At 57.0% G+C, this 17,858-nt stretch carries 17 protein-coding genes; all 17 read right to left on the minus strand.

What is annotated here, in order from left to right:
• Positions 1-148: 148 nt before the first annotated feature.
• The gene (locus NH448_RS14780; RefSeq protein WP_045994733.1) at positions 149-757 is read right to left on the minus strand and encodes a TerD family protein; all 609 of its coding nucleotides are present in this window, start codon (positions 755-757) and stop codon (positions 149-151) included.
• Positions 758-856: 99 nt separating this feature from the next.
• Positions 857-1,591 (minus strand): hypothetical protein, encoded by a 735-nt coding sequence (locus NH448_RS14785; RefSeq protein WP_052704520.1) that lies wholly within the window; start codon positions 1,589-1,591, stop codon positions 857-859.
• An 11-nt stretch (positions 1,592-1,602) separates the two neighbouring features.
• Complete coding sequence (locus NH448_RS14790) at positions 1,603-2,490, minus strand: aldolase/citrate lyase family protein (RefSeq protein WP_045994734.1); 888 nt, start codon at positions 2,488-2,490, stop codon at positions 1,603-1,605.
• The gene (locus NH448_RS14795; protein ID WP_045994735.1) at positions 2,487-3,626 is read right to left on the minus strand and encodes a cysteine protease StiP family protein; all 1,140 of its coding nucleotides are present in this window, start codon (positions 3,624-3,626) and stop codon (positions 2,487-2,489) included. Before NH448_RS14795 ends, NH448_RS14790 begins: the two co-directional genes overlap by 4 nt.
• Complete coding sequence (locus NH448_RS14800) at positions 3,623-4,378, minus strand: hypothetical protein (RefSeq protein WP_045994736.1); 756 nt, start codon at positions 4,376-4,378, stop codon at positions 3,623-3,625. Before NH448_RS14800 ends, NH448_RS14795 begins: the two co-directional genes overlap by 4 nt.
• A complete protein-coding gene (locus NH448_RS14805; RefSeq protein WP_083970636.1) occupies positions 4,375-5,568 on the minus strand; it encodes a phosphoribosyltransferase domain-containing protein in 1,194 nt (397 codons plus the stop codon). The genes NH448_RS14800 and NH448_RS14805 overlap by 4 nt, the downstream gene beginning before the upstream one ends.
• 226 nt (positions 5,569-5,794) lie before the next feature.
• Positions 5,795-6,376: a TerD family protein gene (locus NH448_RS14810; protein WP_366078343.1), complete on the minus strand. Its 582-nt coding sequence runs from the start codon at positions 6,374-6,376 to the stop codon at positions 5,795-5,797.
• A gap of 48 nt (positions 6,377-6,424) precedes the next feature.
• Positions 6,425-6,997: a TerD family protein gene (locus tag NH448_RS14815; RefSeq protein WP_290442791.1), complete on the minus strand. Its 573-nt coding sequence runs from the start codon at positions 6,995-6,997 to the stop codon at positions 6,425-6,427.
• A gap of 99 nt (positions 6,998-7,096) precedes the next feature.
• Positions 7,097-8,095, minus strand: coding sequence for a TerC/Alx family metal homeostasis membrane protein (locus NH448_RS14820; RefSeq protein WP_045994739.1), 999 nt, complete (start codon positions 8,093-8,095; stop codon positions 7,097-7,099).
• 15 nt (positions 8,096-8,110) lie between these two features.
• On the minus strand, positions 8,111-8,581 hold the full coding sequence (locus NH448_RS14825; protein ID WP_045994740.1) for a TerB family tellurite resistance protein: 471 nt from the start codon (positions 8,579-8,581) through the stop codon (positions 8,111-8,113).
• A 405-nt stretch (positions 8,582-8,986) separates the two neighbouring features.
• Positions 8,987-10,492 carry a hypothetical protein gene (locus NH448_RS14830; protein ID WP_253028933.1) on the minus strand — a complete coding sequence of 502 codons (1,506 nt, stop codon included), beginning with the start codon at positions 10,490-10,492 and terminating at the stop codon, positions 8,987-8,989.
• Positions 10,485-12,089 carry a PP2C family serine/threonine-protein phosphatase gene (locus tag NH448_RS23690; protein ID WP_052704522.1) on the minus strand — a complete coding sequence of 535 codons (1,605 nt, stop codon included), beginning with the start codon at positions 12,087-12,089 and terminating at the stop codon, positions 10,485-10,487. Before NH448_RS23690 ends, NH448_RS14830 begins: the two co-directional genes overlap by 8 nt.
• On the minus strand, positions 12,086-13,147 hold the full coding sequence (locus NH448_RS14840) for a TerY-C metal binding domain-containing protein (protein WP_045994742.1): 1,062 nt from the start codon (positions 13,145-13,147) through the stop codon (positions 12,086-12,088). Before NH448_RS14840 ends, NH448_RS23690 begins: the two co-directional genes overlap by 4 nt.
• 10 nt (positions 13,148-13,157) lie before the next feature.
• Positions 13,158-13,802, minus strand: a complete 645-nt coding sequence (locus NH448_RS14845; protein ID WP_045994743.1) for a VWA domain-containing protein — start codon at positions 13,800-13,802, stop codon at positions 13,158-13,160.
• Between the two features lie 1,090 nt (positions 13,803-14,892).
• Positions 14,893-16,494 (minus strand): protein kinase, encoded by a 1,602-nt coding sequence (locus NH448_RS14850; RefSeq protein ID WP_045994961.1) that lies wholly within the window; start codon positions 16,492-16,494, stop codon positions 14,893-14,895.
• A gap of 343 nt (positions 16,495-16,837) precedes the next feature.
• Complete coding sequence (locus tag NH448_RS14855) at positions 16,838-17,425, minus strand: hypothetical protein (protein WP_157033140.1); 588 nt, start codon at positions 17,423-17,425, stop codon at positions 16,838-16,840.
• Complete coding sequence (locus NH448_RS14860) at positions 17,422-17,844, minus strand: hypothetical protein (protein ID WP_157033141.1); 423 nt, start codon at positions 17,842-17,844, stop codon at positions 17,422-17,424. Before NH448_RS14860 ends, NH448_RS14855 begins: the two co-directional genes overlap by 4 nt.
• Positions 17,845-17,858: the final 14 nt, after the last annotated feature.

Consider the following 17,858-nt stretch of genomic DNA (forward strand, 5'->3'; position numbering starts at 1 on the left):
ATGGTGTTGGCAGACATGCCCAGGTCCGATGTTCCAGACGGATGATCCCAGGGGGAAGGTGGCTACTTGGCGGCGGGCATGAAATGAAGATGGGGATGGCTGTTGTCATGGTGAGCGGCCGCCAGGCGACCGCTCACACCCGATGGGGTCAGGCAAATTTCCGGGAGAAGGTGACGAGGGTGGACTTGAGGTCCCTGTCGTCCACCGCTTCACCGATCGAGCGGAACTTCCAGCTCTCACCGTGGCGGTAGACGCTGGCCATGATCATGCTGATCTTGCCCGAAAAGCTGGCGTCATTGGCGACATCGAAGGTGCCAAAGACCGAACCACTGCCGTCATGAATACGAATGTTGGCATAAGGGATGTCGGCGAAATCCTGCTTTCGAAATGAGTTCAGGACAAGGCCGAGTCTGGTGATGTTGGCAGGGATCCGATTGAGGTCGATAGAGATGACCTCGTTGTCGCGGCCGTCGTCACCGCCGATATCGCCGGTCAGGTCGTCACCGCTATGGTGGATGGCTCCACACCTGGATTTCAGCTGACCGAAATAGACGATATCGACGACCTCGCCTGACTCATCGAAAAGCCCTACCGAGGCGTCGAGGTCAACGTCTACATTCCTTGTTTTTTCGCCGCCAAAAAAGCCTTTGGTTGTCTTTTTGATGGCGCCCCAGTTTACACCGATTTCGATACGGGAAAGGGAGCTGCCATCCTTTTCAAGACTGATGCGCTGCCCCTTGGAGAGATTGATGCTCATATGAGATTTTCCTGGTGATGTCTATTTAGGCTCTTGCGAAACGATATCGGCCGGTTGAAATAGGCCGAGACAAGGACGAGAGGTGATGACGCTGCACCTTTAGCCGAAGAGCCCGAAGAGGCCTTTCTTTTGTAGCTTCGCCTGGTCGACATTGGCGAACGTCTTGGTGATGTTTCGCTGGCGGTTGTAAGAGGGGCCCTTTGACGCCTGCTTTCCCTTGAAGACCGCTGGGCCGTTGACATCAACATCGACTGAGCTTCCGTGCCAGGAAATCCAGGCGGTTTCTTCTTCACCTGGTCGTGAGGTCTTTCCAGATGGAGCGAGGATTACCTCGGACTCCGTGACGATGGCGTAGCCGATGACGTAGGTGTAGATGTTGGGGTTGGCTGCGCTTATATCCTTGGAGAAGTCGTAGGAGCAGACGACGACATCCGTGCCGCAGCTCATTTTCATTTGAGGCTTCAGCGATGCGACCGAGACGGCGCCGTTGCCAAGCGCCGAATAGACGCTGAACACCATGGCCACTGGCCCACCGGCCCTCCTGGCGATGTCCTTGGCTACCGTGATGACTTCCTCTCCCGGCATTTCCTGGCTGGCATTCTGAACATCGCCGTGGTGATGGGCATAAGGCGCCTGGTCGAGCGCGCAGCGGTACTCGGCATCGACCAGATACATCTGCCCGTCTGGAAAGAGAATCGAACAGCGAAGGTCCAGATCATCGTTGTCACTTGAGGCATCGCCGTTGTCTACCCACTGGGCCTTGACGACCAGGTCGGTGGTGCCCTTGGAGAGATCGATCGTGGCGGTTTCGTCGACTTTGTTGAGGTTGATCATCGTCAGCTTCCTTACTGTTGATGTTGATACTCGGCTTGCAGGGAATGGATTCGCTGCGCCCAGGAGCCATGGCAGGTCTGCTCGAGCATTTGCCCGTTGTCCTGGAAGACGGCGTCTCCACGTGTCAGGAGTTGGTTGGCCTGTTGGCGCTGTCGCTGGATGGCCTGCTTCAGGTGGGCCTCGATGACATCGATCTGCGATGGGTGGATGCAGGTCTTGGCGTAGAATCCCCAGGCGATGTCCTGAGCGACCTCACGGGCCAGTGTCTCCGGCTCGCCGATCAGGTCACAGACCGGCGCCGCTATCTCGTAGCCGGCCGGTCGGAACAGGGTCACGATGCGCTCCAGTGTCGAGCGTAGCGGTGTGTCGTAGATCGTCATGCCCGGTTCGCGCTTGATGCCGAGCGTGCCCAGAAGATCGTTGGCGCCGATGCGCAGTGTGATGACGGGATTGCGCAGTTCATCCAGAGACTCGCCGATGGCATCCGCCGTCGCATCGCGAAACAGCGCGGTTGTCTCAAGAGTGGGCATCAGTGGCAACTGTGGGGCGCTGTCGAGGACCGACTTCCAGCGCGCCGCGCTGTGGCTGTCGAACTTCGGCACCACGATACCGTCCAGGGCGTCCAGCGCTCCCGCTGACTCGACCAGTTGGCGTAGCACCAAAGGCGAGCGTGGCCTGACGAATCGCAGATGTCGGGTATCTCTCGGTGTGCTCTTGAGTGCCTTGATCAGGCGCTGCACGGCCCAGGCGACTGCATCGGGTGCCACCGCATCCTCGGTGCAGAAGATGATCGAGCGTGCCCCGTGGCAGCCGTGGGCAAGGATATGGTCGAGACGCGGATGGGTTGCCGGAACATACAGCGAGGCGCCCAGCGCGGCGTAGACTCGGGAGACGCTCATGGGCGTGCCTCGGCGGTCAGGGTCTTGATGATCGAGCAGGCGTGGAAGGGCATGTCCGGACGCTCCACAACCGCAACGGCCTTCTCACCAGCCAGCAGCAACAGGTGTTCCACATCAGGATGGCGCTTGTCTCGCACCAGCAGCAGGGCCGGTACGCGACGCAGCATGACGCGCGTGGCCTCGGCAATGCCGGGTTTGATGTGATTGATGTCACTGACCTGATAGTCCCGGGCCAGGGTATCCAGCATCGTCAGCATCGATTGCCGCTGGCGGGCACGCTCGGCGGTGGCGGTGGCGCGGGAAAGGGAGCTATCGAGGCCGGTGAAGTGCGTTGAAACCTGATCCAGAAAGGCATGAGAGCGGTCGTGTTCGGCCAGGTCATCATGGATCACGCAGCCGTGGAAGGCGCCGGCGGGCACCTGGTCATTGACCACCGAGCGGGAGACGAGACCCGAGACGGTCGCGTTGAGTACGCCGGAAGGAATGGCGTAGTCGTCGAAGGTGGCCGAGTAGTCGGCGGTGCCTCCGATGTCCGAGATGACGGCCAGGCGCACCGGGACCGGCGACTTGCCAGCCGCTTTGCGTTCAGCGTTGTAGCGCGCCAGACTGGCACGCAGCTCCCGCGTGATGACGCCTTTGGCGGTCCAGGCATCGATGAAGACCAGCCGCTCTGGTGCCAGGCCGACGGTGTCGAGAATATAGTCCAGTGCCTGGGTGTCGATGCCACGGTCGCGAATAATGGAAATACTGTAGTGCTCGCAGGGCTGTTGCCCCTGCCCCACCAGGGCGCGCCGAAGCAGTGCGCCCACCGGCGTCCCGGCCCGAGCGAGGCTGACCAGTCCGATCGGTGCCTGACTGTGGCCGATGTCGGCCAGCAGACGGCCAGCGAGCGAGCAGACTTCCTGGGCCAGACGCTGGGCGTAGCGGTCACTCAGGGCGTCGAAGAGACTCAGATACCGAGCGCTGGGCGCCGCCTCGCGATGGATCATCTCGCTGTAGTGGGCTTGTCCCGTCTGAATTCGCCTTTCCTTCTCCTCGATGGACAGAAATCGTGGGCTGATCGGGGTCAGCAGGAACTGGCAGTCGTCGGGACAGTAGGATCCGTGGATGGGAGTAAGGCCGATCATCGAGGTCATTGGGCAAACTCCTGCAATTGGCGCCAGATCTGGCTGTTGGTCGGCGCCACGGCCATGTCGCCAGTCCCCATGAAGTCGATGTCGGACAGGCTGTCACCGAAGGTGAGCACAGTGTCTTCAGGGTGGCGTTCCAGCAGCTGTTCGAGGACAAACCTGGCGGCGCTGGCCTTGCAGGTGTAGTGAGGGCGCAAGGCTGCATTGCGTGCGTTGGCGTGGAGTCTCAGTCCAAACCGAGCGGAGGCCTCGCGAAGCGCCGCGACAAGGCGCTCTGGCAGTTCAGCGCAAGACTTGACGGAGAGATAGACGGGAACATCGAGGTCATGCAGGACGCGCAGATGGATGTCTCCACCTGGCGCGAGTCTGGCGACGAGCGGTTCGAGATGATTTCTGGCCTGTTCAAGGGCCGTCTTGGCCTCATCCAGGTGAGGTGCCAGATGCTCTGCCCAGGCCGGGACGATAGTGCCATCCAGTGTCACCAGGGCACCGTGGCTAGCGATGGTGTAGCCGCCTCGCGCCAGCAATGTCACTCGTTCGACCGCGTAGCTGGTGCGGCCGGTCACCGGAATGATGATATCGGCGGTGCGTTCGATCAGCTTCCACAGCGCATTTTGCTGGGCTGTCTGGAAGCAGAGGGGGGCTCCCTGGCGATCGACTGCAGCAAGATGGAGTCGCTTGTCCTCGGTGGGCTCTGCGCGATGGGTGCTGAACCAGGTATCGTCGAGGTCGCTGAGAACGATCAGGCGGTTGGTCATGGACAGGCCTGTCGGCTGAAGGATTGGAGATGGTTGGCTTCCAGTTCACGGCTAAGGTCGATCCGTCCGATACCGTCAAAGGCCAGTGGCAGGTGTCGAGCCGGAGCGTTATAGAGGTAGTGCCTTTTGCCTCCGGCATCCGGCGCCGCGTGCTCGATCCGGGACGCCACCGCGTCGGCCACGGCAATGGGCGAACGTGTCGAGCTTTGAAACAGCACTTCTTGTCCACGCTGCTCCAGCTGAAGCGCCAGGCGAAAGGGGGCGTCAAGATATTCACCCATGCCGAACACCACGACAGGCACGTCGGGGGTGATATCGATAGCCTCTAGCAATGCCTGCGGGGGCTGCTGGCGAGAGCTCATGACCTTGCCGTAGAGGCCTTCGTTCTCGATCGGCAGCGGTCGATGTTGGCGATGCGCAATCGCCTGGGAGAAGTCAGTGTCAACGTCGTCGGGCAGGGATGGAGCAAAGTCAGGGCGGGGGTGGAACGTGAATTCTCCCGCCATCAACTGGACGAAGCGTACCTCCAGCATCTCAGGCAGTTGATCGAGAAGCGCCTGTCGAGCGGTCGGCGAAAGCCAGCTCACCAGAGAGACGATATGGAGCCGCTTCACCCGAGCAAGCTCGGGTTGAATCATCAGCGCCCTTGCCAACTGGGCCAGCGTTCTACCGGTCGTGATCTCATCGTCGACCAATACCAGATCCTGCACCTCGCTGACCGCAGCTTGAGCCTCCACGCCAAGCTTCGCCAGGTGCATGGTATCTGCATGGGAATGGGCCTCCCTGATACGGATCCAGGGCGTCGCGACGGTGAAACGTGTGGTGTGATGGAAGACGCTGTCGTCATGGGTAGCGGCGAGGTGACGGCTAACCCCGGCACCGAGGCCGATGGCGGTTTCCGCCATGCCTACGACATAGGCGGTCGACCCCAGCAGCTGGATCGCGGACGCCAATTCTGCGTGAATGCTATCCATCGCGCTCGGGCGGACGGGGACATGCTTGCCCAGAACCCTGGAGATAAACAGATAGCCACGGCGCGGATTGAGGCGCGAGCCGAAGGCCAGCAGTTCCTCCAGCCTCTCTCCCTGCTCGTGGAGGGTCAGCTCGAGAGTGCCGGCACAGATGGTGGCACTATGCTGCGTGATAGGCACGGAATCCCCTATCGTTGGTGCAAGCGAGGGTAAGCCCATGAAGACGGGATCTGGCGCTTTCCTGGACGCTTGATGGATGAAGGTGGGGCGAAAAGCCCCACCGTAGCTGCTCAGTTTCGGGCTTTGGCTGGGGGCCAAACGTCTGCAAGCAATGAAGCGACAATGAGAAGATCGGCAGCTAGCCTGAGTTCACCAGATGCAAGAGCACCTATTGAGCCGATCCATCATGTCGTAATGCCCGATGCAGACTCATGGCCGCCAAGCCTCAGGCAGCGTTGAGGCCATACTTGCTGACAAGGTCAGCCAGACCGCCGTCGAAGCCCTGGCCAATGGCGCGGAACTTCCACTCTTCGCCGTGACGATACAGTTCACAGAAGATCATGGCGTCTTCGGTGCTGTAATCCTCTGACAAGTCGTAACGAGCCACTTCCTGGTTGTTTTCCGCGTTCACCACCCGGGCAAAGGCATTCTCCACCTGTCCAAAACTCTGCCCACGGCTCTTTGACTCATGGATGGTGACGGTGATAGCAATGCGATCAATGTCGCGAGGGACAAGAGGCAGGTCGATGACGATGGTTTCATCGTCGCCTTCACCGTCGCCTGTGGTGTTGTCTCCAGTGTGTTCGACAGACCCGTCAGCAGATTTGAGGTTGTTGTAGAAGATGAAATCTTTCTCGTTACGGCATTTTCCGTTTTTATCAACCAGGAACACGCTGGCATCCAGGTCGAAGTCATGCCCGGTAGTGATGCGAGCATCCCAGCCAAGGCCAACCCGAATTTTCTTGATGCCAGGCGCTTCCTTGGTCAACGAGATGTTGGCGCCTTTGGAAAGTGAGATTGCCATGATGACCTCCGTTAGTGGCTTTCGCTCTTTTGTCGGCTAGTGGAAGAGGTGTTACTGAAGTCCGTATTCCTTGAGGAATGCAGCCAGTCCTCCTGCGAAGCCATCTCCCTTTGCCGCGAAGCGCCAGTCACCATCTTTCTTGTAAAGCTCGCCGAAGATGACAGCCGTCTCGGTAGAGTAGTCTTCGGAAAGGTCATACCGTGCGATGACATCCTCACTGCCATCCTGAAGGATGCGGACATAGGCGTTGCTGACCATGCCGAAGTTCTGTCCACGACTTTCGGCTTCATGGATGGTTACCAGAAGAATGATTTTTTCGATGTTGCTATCTATGGCAGTGGTATCGACAATAATGCTTTCATCATCACCGTCTCCTTCCCCGGTAAGGTTGTCCCCAGAGGATGCGACACCGCCACACGGTGATGTTTGCTGTCCATAGAACACCAGTGACTTCGGCCCGCCGACCGGTTTCTCGCTGGCGTCCAGTAGCAGGGCCGAGGCATCCAGGTCAAAGTCGGTACCATCGGTCTTGCGCGCGTCCCACCCCATGCCGAGAATAAACTTGGTGGCGCCGGGGGCTTCTTTTGACAGGTTGATGCGGCTACCTTTACTCAGATCAATCATGATTTGCCTTCTCCTTGGCTGGTGGCAGCGCTCAGTAAAGAGGCGCTGGAAAGTCTTGAGTGGCTTTCCAGTGCCCCCTCAATGGAGGCATCGGCTGACTTATGGATCAGAGGCATGTTGTTCCTTCTCGGGAAATAGAAGGCTTGCAACCACGCCAAGCGCAATAAGGCCAAGCACCACGATAAGACTTACCTCATGATGGATGTGATACAGACCCAAGGCGGAGCTGCCGAGCTTGATAGCGATGAATACCAGCACGAGTGCGACGGCCTTCTCCAGGTGGATCAGGTACTTCGCTGCAGCTGCCAGCATGAAGTAAAGGTTCCTGAGTCCGAGTATGGCGAAGATGACAGCCGAATAGACCAGGAATGGCTCCTTCGTTACTGCGATAATCGCCGGGACGCTATCGAAGCTGAAGATGATGTCCGAGACTTCGATGCAAAGAAGACACAGTAATAAAGGTGTCGCATATAAGGGTGCGCTTCTAGGAAGTGAAAACCCTTCCTTTTTAGCAACGTCATCGGCTATTGAGCGTTTCACAAGGAACTTGTTTTCCACCAGGCGGGGCAAGACGGGCAGCAGCTTCTTGGTCAACCGCACCGACCAGTGGTTTGAATAGTCGACGGTTTCATCGTTATCCTCGCTGCCGTTGAACATCTTGATGCCCGTCCACAGGACGATGGCGGCGAACAATAGTTCGATCCAGTGGGAGAGTCCAAAGACAGCGGTGCCGGCCGCAACAAAGGCGGCACGAAATACCAGCGCACCAACGATGCCGTAGTAGAGGATACGGTGCTGCAAGATCCCCTTGATGCCGAAGCTGGAAAAGATGGCAACGAACACCATCATATTGTCTATCGACAGCGCTTTCTCGAGCACGTATCCCGACAGGAAGAGGCTGGCAAACTCTTCGGAGTATCTAAAATGAAGATAGCCGTAGAACGCTAACGCCAGGGATATCCAGAAGACGGACCAGGCGGTCGCATTCTTCAAGGTGACCTCTTCGCTGTTTCGGTGAGAAAAAAGATCTAGCCATACCGAAGAGACGACGGTTACCCCCAGAATTACTACGGCCTCGGAGGGGAATCCAAAATCCATGGGGACATTCCTTTATCAAGAGGGCAGGTCAAACTCTGACGGGGAGAGTCCCAACTCCTTGGCGATCTGTGATGCCTTGGCCTTCTCTTGGTCATCGAAGTTGCCGTCGGCCCCGCCAATAGCGATAGCCAGGCGAAGCACCATTCGTGCTTGTGCATCATTTTTCTTTATCTTTCCAATGATTTGCATTGAGGTTATGCTCGCGATATCGACGTCGGTGCCAGGGTTGTCCGGGTCAAGGCGATCCAGATGCTTCTTGAAACATTTTCCTACCTCAATCGGATCGAAGATCTGAAGGGCTTCCAGGTTTTTGACAAAGTTGAACGCCTTTTCCTTCTCTTCCCGAGTGATGCTTCCGTCGGCAACGGTAATCATCGCACTTGCGGCCATTGCCGATTCGAGAAAATCAGCATTGCGATATTTTTTTGCATTTGTTGCAAGGTCGTTTAACCCTTTCTTGGTCTTTTCAAGGAAGCTGTTCAGCATTTTTGTCTCCGTTTTTTCGTGGTTTTTTATTCCTGTCTCAGCGTATCCCATCGTGACTTTTATCGATAAGTGTCGACTAATCTATTTCGGTAGGTCGGTGACAAGGAATGATCGAGATCATTTTTTACAGGGAGGGTAAAGTTTGTGGACTGGGCATAATCTGGTGAAAAGGGGCTGGGTGACGACGCCATGCTCGGATCACTGTGAAGGGGAGTTCTGGTGACCGTTTCTGGATATCGTCATCTGTCGAGTGGCAACACGGTGTCAAACGACGACGCCAATAGCGTCAGCCACACTGATCGCGGCGTTTCATCTGGCCCCCGGCGGCCCCTTGGCGACGGGGCCGGTGTAGACAAGGGGGCGTGCCGTTGGCGGGGAGGTCTGAGGCGGCGGTGAAGGAAAGCCCTAGTCGCTGCCGCCCTCGACCATTTGCAGCAGCAACAGACGCTGCCCAGGCTGTGTACCGGCAAGAAGCTTGAGATTGGCACGCAGTTCGACTCTGGCGCCGACAGGACAAGGGGCGTCGGTATCGGCATTTTTCAACTCGGGCATGCCCTCGTTCACCAGAAACCAGCGTCCCTGGTGCTGCACGAAGTAGCCGACCCGTCGCCTGTGAGCCGCAGGCAGGCGTTCATTCGGGGTGATGGTGCGGTCGATGTGCCAGGGAAAGAGGCTCAGGTTGGAGTACACCATCAGGCGATGGTTGTCCGGTCGATATTTTTCGCCACGCTTCGAGTACAGATTGATGATCGGCAATTGGCCCGTGTAGTGCGTGCCACAGAACGGGCAGCGTGGTGCCGTGGCATTGTCGAAGACAAACCAGCCCTGCTCACAGGCGCTGTTGTGGCAGGGCTGTATCAGGTCGACGGTGCGTACCAGCGCCGACTCCCACTCGTCCGCGCTGGGCCGCATCGCCGGGTTGTGCAGTCCGTCAATGAAGGCTCTGTCGAAAAGCACCTTGAGGTAGGGGCCGGTGGCGGTGTAGGGGAGGCTGTCGGGGTCCACCCAGGGCAGTTCCGTGGGTCTTGCCCCATCGACGCTGAGGCGGTTGGAGCTATCCACAGGGTGCTCGATGAACACGGCCTTTTCCCCCATGGCCAGCCGCTCGTCCTCGACCGGGTCCTTGGCGTGGATCTTCTTTCCACGCAGAGGGTGACGCAGCAGCAGCAAGCTATAGATCATCACGGCCAGCGCGTGGCTATCGGTGCTGATGCTGGGCAGCACGCGGCGAGGGTCATCCCGCGGCAGGCAGCTGCTCATCACGACCTCTGGCGCGATGAAGTCGGGTGTGCCGACCACCTCCGGTGGAAACCGAGCGGGGACCACCAGGCCATCGACATCGATGATGCAGACCCGGCCGCTGGTGGGGGCCAGCAGCACGTTCTTGTAGCTGAGGTCGGAGTGGGCGAGGCCCGCTGCGTGCAGGCGTCGCAGAGCGCGTGCCAGTTTCAGGCAGAGCTGCAGGTAGCCAAGCCAGTTGCCGCGCTCTCTGGCATCCAGAAACTTGAATTGATGGTGAGGAGAGGCAAACCATTTGCCTTGCTTGTCCTTGCCTCGAATCTTGAGCATGTCGTTGTTGAACGAACCATGCTCGAAGAAAAAGTGGTCGTGGTAGAACGGGGCCACGACACCGATGCGCCCGCCATGCTGGACCGTTGTGGTGGGCCAGCAGAACAGTTGTTTCCAGTAGTCCCCGGCCTCGCCTTCGAATATCCGCTCGCGGTAGGGGCCGGTGATCATGTCGAGCCGCTCGATGGCATGCACGTCCGGTGCCTTGCGGTAGAAGGCCACGACATAGTCCCTTTCCGGGCTTGCGTAGACATCCTTCATGCCGCCACTGGCGATGATTCTGTCACGGAACTTGATCGTCTCGCCGTTGGCGGCCGTCAGCGTGGTGATGGCATCAGTCATGCTGTCCCCCACCGACGGTTGATGCCGCTTCGGCGTTGGTGACGCCACCGCGGCGATGCAGCAGCGCGATCGTGCGGTCATCGTGGTGCCGTTCGACGAAGAAATCGAGATACTCCAGCAGCGGATCCATGGTCACCGTCGTCGACGGGGCCACCAGGTGCGGGCTGATGTCCTCGAACAACGACCACCAGAGGGGGCCATTGTGCAGATCATTGTCGGAGTCGAACTTCGGGTCTGTGACCCCATCGGTGGCCAGCACGAGCGCCTCCAGGTCAGGCAGCACCTGAACGTGAATACGCCGGTACAGATCATCGACCTCCTGGAACAGAGCCCTGTCGAGGAACCGTGTCTGGCCAGCGTGGTCACCGCAATCGGGCGTATTCATCAGACGGACGTCATCTGGCGCCGTCAGCGCTGCGATCGCGCCATCGCCGATGCCGAAGCTGATGATCAGGTGACCGTCTTCGGTCGCTTTATGGGCCGCCAGCAGCAGGGTCGTGGCGAAGGCCTTGACGGGGTGGCCGGAGGCATCGGCTTCCTCGACGATGGCCTGGTAGCCGGCATGAATCGAGGAAACGACGGTACTGCTCAGCGCTGTGATTGCTGTCTGGGGTAGTGTCGATCGATCCTTCGACCTCCACCATTCGGTCAGCGCCTTTTCCAGGGCGCCACCTTCTCGGTTCAGTGATTCGCCAAGGACCTCAAGGGTACGGGTGGTGGCCAGCCGGCTGCCTTCCCGGGAAAAGTGACAGGAGCCTGCTCCGTCACCGATGACCAGCAGGTCCCAGCCGCCTTCATGGTGGGTGATGACGCCATGATCATCGCGGTGACTGCCACGGTGGGCGTGTGATCGTCCTCGTTGCGACCCCACCGTCAGCTGCCAGCCTGGGCGGGACGCGCATCGATCGATGTCGCTTTCGGGTTTCGCGTAGGGTGCGGTCTGATCGGCAGGCATGTTCTGCCAAAGATCACGCGAGTTGGGGATGACGGCAAATTTCAAGACGGCATCCACCAGCGGTCGGCCATCATGGCCCACGCCGCGTACCCGTAGGCGATGAGAGCCTGTGCTGGAGGGGTATCCGCAGAGGCATGCCGGAGGCTGGAGCACCAGGCCGATGTCGTCCCCCTCCATCATGGTTACTTCGGCACATGCTTGCAGGCCGGAACACAGGCGGGTCAGGTCCGTCCGGTAAAGCTGACCCAGGCGCCCGTTGGGTATGCTCAGCGTCAGCGTGGTGATGGCTGGTTCATGGCCAGGGCGCGGCGTCATGCTCGTCGGGAGTTCTTCGCACGCCTGTGGCGTATTCGATGGACGGCCATCGTCGACGGGCTCATGGGGAGCGCTGGCAGCCTCCTTGTCGTGTACCGCCGGATCCTGCGGCAAGGAAGTCCGAACGTCTGCTGACTGGGCTTCGCCATAGGCGCGCATGGCCTCGCCGAGGTCTTGCCGGAAGCGCTTGATCAGGTGCTGGATCGTCGGCGATTCGGCGAGTCGATCCAGTTGCGAGGGGTGCCTGGGCCGAACATTCGGGTCCGGGTACAGGGTGGCGAGGATGATGCGAGCGTTGTGTCGCGGGGTATCGTATTTCACGTTCATCCAAGCCCCCGGGTCATATTGAAGCCGGCTCCATGGCTTTCGGCAACGAACTCGACCGACTGGTCGCACCAGGGACACTGCTGGACGCCGGGACCGTTGCAGCACATCAATTTTCCACAGCTGCACTTGGCGAGGGTGGTGCGGGCACCGCAATGGGGGCAGGGGGGAACGCCCTCGATCTGGCTTGTGGAAAGCGCCGCGTGAAGAGGCACGATCGATGACCACTCGAAGTAGCTTTCTTCCAGTGGGTAGCATCCTTCAAGACCGTAGAAGTGGTCCCAGTCACCCGTGCCGAAGGTACCGGGGACGGCCACACTGGCGTACTTGAGCAGATAGGGGCGAGATGTTCGGTGGCATCGACCGGTGAAGACCGCTACCCGTTCATCCATCGGTGCCCAGGATGATACGTCCGATTGCTTGATCAGGTTGATTCCCGCTTCTTCTGCCTTGGCGATCGACAGACGCGACGAAGTCCCCTCTGCGATATCGATGGCCTGGCTCTGGGCGGCCACGGAGGCGGTGACCCATTTTGCGAACCGTCCCAGTGCCTCGGCGCTGGCGGATTCCATGGCGACCACGTCATCGGTGAGGCGCTTGAGTAGCGCCAGGTCCGCCGCCGGACCCAGGGTCACGGCAATCAGGTGGGCGCGGCTGGCGAAGTGGCGTTGCCAGCGTGCTATCGCGTGATCGGTGTTGTCGGTAGGACGGCCGTCGGTCAACAGGTAGACGATGGGCTCCCAGTCCCCGCGCTGATCGGCAGTCGTCTTCTTGACGTCGACTTCGATGCGGGTCATCAGCTCGTCTAGGGCCGCCCCTAGCGCTGTACCGCCGCCAAGCGGCAGTCGTGGCGGGTAGAACGTCATCAGTTCGACCATCGGCACGATCAGCTGGGCCTTGCCGGCGAAGGCGATGACCGACAGGTGAACCGACTCCAGGGCGTGGGGATCCTGGCGCAGCGAGTCGACGATGGACTCCATCGTGTGTCCGAGTTCGGCCAGGGGGTCACCCGCCATGGATTCGGAGACATCGAGAACAAGATAGATCGGTAGACGACGCATCGGCGATTCCTCAGATCACGACCTGGACTTCATCGGGCGGTGGGGGCAGGTCGATGTCCTGGTCATCGTCCTGCTGTTGGCCGGATGCGGAAGCCGCGATCGAAGCCGACACCCACTGGAAGTAGTTGGCGAAGCTGGAACTGTCCATATGCTCCAGCGATACCGTCTGGGTAGCGAAGCGTTTCAGCTCCTGCGTCCTGGCCTTTGGCCCGGCGGCGCAGGCGATGATCTGGGCGAACTCCACGCCCTTGAGGCGCTCGACGGCACTGTTGAAATCCATGAGATCGGATGGTGAGCCATCGGTCATGACGAACAGCATCGGGCGAAAGTCGCCCTTCTGGTGGTCTGTCGAGGTACGGACATCCCTGGCGATTCGATCGCAGACGAAGTGGAGACCTTCTCCCAGGTGCGTCGCCCCCGAGCGAGGCAGCTCGATGTCATCGATGTGCGCCGTTTCCAGGGCCTGCAGGGGGACCAGCTCCTTCACCTGGTTGTCGAAGGTGATGATCGAGATATGTACCGTTTCGAGGGCATAGGGATCTTGGCGCAGGGCGGACAACATGGCGCTGATGCCAACGTTCACGGATTCAATGGGTTCACCGCGCATCGAGCCTGAAGAGTCGATGAGCAGATAGATGGGGAGTCGACGATCCATGTGAGTCCTCTTGTGATGGGGGCATGTCTTGGCGATATCGGTGATCTGGCTCTCGTCAGGGGCGGGGAAGCTGGGTTGGGCATCGAGACCAAGCCCCGGGACCAAGCCCCGGGGCAGGCATCGATGCCCACCTGCATAGGTCTTAGATGTCAGCGGCTTCGAGAACGGCGAAGCAAGCGACCTGAATGAGCAGGTGTGGCGCGCTTTCCCGTGTCCTCGCCGTCGACGTGGAGACGAGCTCCCGGCCCGGTGCTCTAGCAATTATTAGGTTTGTCTGATGCTGACAAGCCGGTGCAACCCGGAACCTGACCTGGGTCCTGGGTTGGGCGAGTCGAATGCTCGATGGAAGCTAGGCGCTGTCCGAAAAGTCGACGAGCGAAGGTTAGACAAGGCAAAAATCGGTGAGAAAGCGCAGTTTACGGGGTGTAAATGAGCATTTTGATCCGATTTTTAACGCCGTATTACCGAGCGCAGGCACTTTTCAGACAAGCCCTAGAAGGAAGGCTCGCCAAGGTAAGTAGACGGTGCATGGCACGTCATTCGTTGTGGGCGAAGGTAGGGTGACCTTCCCCCTGATCCAGGTCCGCCCCCGTTTCATGCGTCAGCGACACAGGCCTGGGACAGCAATTGCGTCAGGAGGCCCACTGGCATCGATGAAAAGAAGACGACAGGCTTGAGGGTATCGTGATGTCGGCCTGGTCGAGGGAGCGGGCCTGGAAAAGCGGGCCTGGAAAAGTGGGATAAAGGCGGATGCGGTCGGAGAACGCCGGCCCTGGCAGTGGAGGGGCGAAGCGAGCAGATAGGGACCAGCGAGACGGTGGCAGGGCGCCGATGGCGCCCTCTGTAGGATTCGATAAAATCCATTAACTCGTTGTTTTATTTTGTTTTATTTGTGTTGTTGGATTTTCGTTATACCATTCGCTATACCATCTTCCCTCAACACACGGCTGTGCATCCATGCCCTCGCAGCGAAGGGCACGCCCCCTGCCTACGTTCGGCTAGAAGCGGTCCTTCAACGAAAGCTGATGTAACGTTAGTCATTAGCCACATCAGGCCCGAGTGTCGGATGAATGGCTTAGTTGGGTTCAAGTTATTCAGTTATGCGACCAGTCATTTGCTTATCTCTGGAGCTGGACTCCGCAAAGAGGTCCCTCATGCTGGTCCAGCGTTCGTATAGGCTCTCTAGCTCGGCTTCATAGGGTGCCAATCGCCGCACTTCACCCAACAGATCGCAAGCTTCGGCTCTGTGTCCCATCCGCCACATGTCGCTTGCCTCATTCAAGATCCTACATGCACGGATCACTCTTCCACTCTCGTCAACCTGCACCTCTAATTGCTCGTCATAAGCACCTAGCAACTGCAGCCGTTCGATATTAGTATTTAGGATTTCCGCCTTCGCCTCAATATCACTCACTAGCTTCCTCGGCTCCGGGTTGCCAAATGAGAATGTAGGATACAAGCAGCCCGAAGTTATAATTTCATGGTTTTTAAGGGTGAATCTCAAAATCGATATAGAGCCCTCAACTATAAGTTCCTTATCGTTATCGGTGAAATTTTTACCGCATAATCTATGTAGAGCCTTCGCCAAATGGTGCACACGAAGAGCTTTTTCGAGACATGTCACGCTTCCATCTAGTGAATCTTTTAGGTTTTGTTTGATATTTTCTTTAACCATTTCTCGTTGGCTAGGTATCACAGCAAGCTTCAGCTGCCCTTCAATCTCTCTTTCCAAAGCACAATGGTTGGCGATATACTCAAAGTATTCGAAGAGAAGTTCGAGTTGTTTAAAGGTTTTACGACTCAAAGATTCAAGAATACTCGCCAGCCGGGCGTAGCATTGCTGGAACGAAGGACGTCCACTTGGGTCAGCAGTCAACATGTTTTTAACCAACTTCACTAGCTCTTGAGCTTGGGCATTCTGAGTAGGAGAGAAATGTCTCTCCCCACCAATTGTCCATTTTTTAAGCTTGGAACCCTTCCAGTTCCATACCTTAGTTCCCGGGTCTTTTGCTGCGGGATGGTAGCCCTGGAATAGCTCTGCGATTACCAAACCCACCGCGAACACATCAGGAGAAAATGTGTCGTAGGCATTGGCATCATGCTGTTCGGGAGCCTTGTAAGCGTTAGTGCCGCCCAGATGGTTATCTCGCCAGGCGTTGGCTACTCCGAAGTCTGCAATCCGGACGGAATACTTCACCGCAGCATCAACGCCTGAAGGTGGAAAATCGCGAAACTGAGCGCTCAGGTCTATGTAAAGTAAGTTCTCGGGTTTTACATCTTGATGGTGGTCCATGCCACGCTCGTTAGCTATTATCATTCCCTTCACTATCTGCAATGATAGGCAAATTACGCCCGTCAAACTTAGCTCCTTTCCTACTAAATCACTGAGATCTCCATCACAATAAGGCATGCAGATAAGAGGCACATTGTTCCAGACTTTGATGAAGTGTGGCTTGATAACTAACGGGTGACCCGAAAAGCCAATCCAGTTTCTGGCTTCGCGATCAAGTCGTTCAGTATCAACGAAAAGATTGCTTTCAAATTCCTGGATTGTCTTGTAGGCGATACGGTTAGGGATCGCATCCTGCTCAACAATGTAGACCAATCCGCCTCTTCCTTTCCGCCGTTCGACGACCCTTCCCTTGAAGACCTCTGTCTCTAGCAACCCCTGAGTGTGTTTATTCCAAGACATACGCTACTTCCTTTTGATGCTACGCAAGAGGCGAAAGAAATGAACATCCACTTTCTTGAACCTTAATTTACTTGAACCCCACCGCTGACTGCCGTTTGGCCGGCTAGACATCATAGTGGTTCGCTCAGTAGGGTGATCCGATCAGCAAGAAAGTGGGTTTCCTTTTCGTGTCCCTGAGAGGATGCTGATGACACCCATTCATGAGCGAGGTCTAAAATTTCCTCTTCGGCTAAAAGAAGATATTCAGCGCGGGCTGATATAACACCAGCTATAACCGGTGGCAAAAAATTGCTGAGGGAGAAACGACCGGCGCAGCTTGTTGACATCCAAGTATATAGCCTTGTTAGATTTGTTTTTTTCGGCGCAAGGTATATTGCCCATTTGTAGATCTATTCGTGAAATAATTACCATGCATATGGTTATTTGACTCCATACTCAGTCTCAGAAGAGCCGCCCCGGTATGTGGATCTTGTTTTTTTGCTGCTCCTGTTTTTCCTTCGCTGCGATAAATATAGTACAAGCCTGGTCGGGCTGATTTTGAATTTTTGTGTGGCACAACTACTAGCGTTTCTGATTCTGACTCATCTGACTCTAATTCAATACTGAATTCCAACAAGCTTTGCTTGATATACGCAATGGCTGGCTTAGTTCCTGACTTTTCTCCCCAGTGCCAATTTATTTCCACATCCCAATAGCCGTTTAAATTTGGATATATCCAGTCATTAAGTTTTGGAAAAATCTTCCAGAGCCATTGCCAAGCGAACGCAGATACAGCAAAAAGAACAATATTTAGGGAAGCTGCCCCTTTGATTGCGACGCCTAACGTAGATAACCCTGTAAGGTTGAAAAGTGCAGTGAATAGCAGCACCAGCGTCGCGTAGGAAACTGCAATCCAGACAATTATCTTTGTGATGGGAAAAAGGTTGATCATACTGCTTTGCCGTCAACAAAAACCAATAAACCATCACGCTCACTTATCAGACCTGTGCAAAGCACGTTTTTTAATAAAGATCCGTGCTTGGCGGCCATATAGCGCGCTCCCACAACCTCATGGTTTAAGCAAGTAACCCCATCAATAAAAGGGGCAAAATACTGATTGCGCCGCGTTAATGCCCAATCACTAGAAACTAGCTGGAAACCATCATGACAGTCGTTATTCGAAAGACTACATAAAGCTATATCCTCGGCCAGTGTTTGGCTTTTAGGAAGCGGGGCAGAAGGGCATAAAGAAGCCACTGGCAATACTGCAGCGTTTTCGTGCACAACTACACCAACACCGCAAAATTCTTCAGCAGACATCATTTCACGAACGCTGGAGAGTAATTCCTTTAAGTTTTCTTCGATTTTCAAGGTGCTTCCTTCTC

The organism is Halomonas sp. OfavH-34-E (assembly GCF_024124525.1).
GTDB lineage: Bacteria > Pseudomonadota > Gammaproteobacteria > Pseudomonadales > Halomonadaceae > Halomonas > Halomonas litopenaei.